The sequence below is a fragment of the Dellaglioa sp. CoH-55-MRSF-7 genome (assembly GCF_056782235.1).
The window spans coordinates 1-366 of record NZ_JBXAYI010000092.1 but is presented as its reverse complement, the minus strand read 5'-3'; the positions used below and the strand labels follow the sequence as shown (position 1 = coordinate 366).

The window sequence follows — 366 nt, the reverse complement described above, 5'->3', positions numbered from 1 at the left end:
CACATGTGCGATCGATCTCGATCTGGGGCCGGCGCACGATCTCCTGTTCCTCCCAATGCGGACGCATCGGAACGTATGTCTCGTAGTCGAGAAGATTGGACAGGCCGTCGTACACGGTAGACAATTCGGCGCGCGTCACGTAATTCAGGCTACCGCGCACAGGGTCTTCTTCAGGAATTTCTGGCACCACGTTCACGATGCGCGGCATCCTACGCACCTGCATAATGTCGAGCGCCGCCAGCCGGTCTCGACGGCCAGTGTAGCGCTCGAACATATGGCTGAGCTGGTATCCGAACCACGCGTCAAGCAATTCGAAATTCATGTATCTCTCACAAATAGAAAAGGGGCAGGCGCAATGCCCACCCC

The 366-nt window shown here is 57.1% G+C and carries 1 protein-coding gene; it reads right to left on the bottom strand.

Features of this window, described 5'->3' with window-relative positions:
• A partial coding sequence (locus AC1RPU_RS08015) for a hypothetical protein (RefSeq protein ID WP_481769643.1) occupies positions 1 to 322 on the bottom strand: 322 nt, incomplete at its 3' end.
• Between the last annotated feature and the right edge of the window lie 44 nt (positions 323 to 366).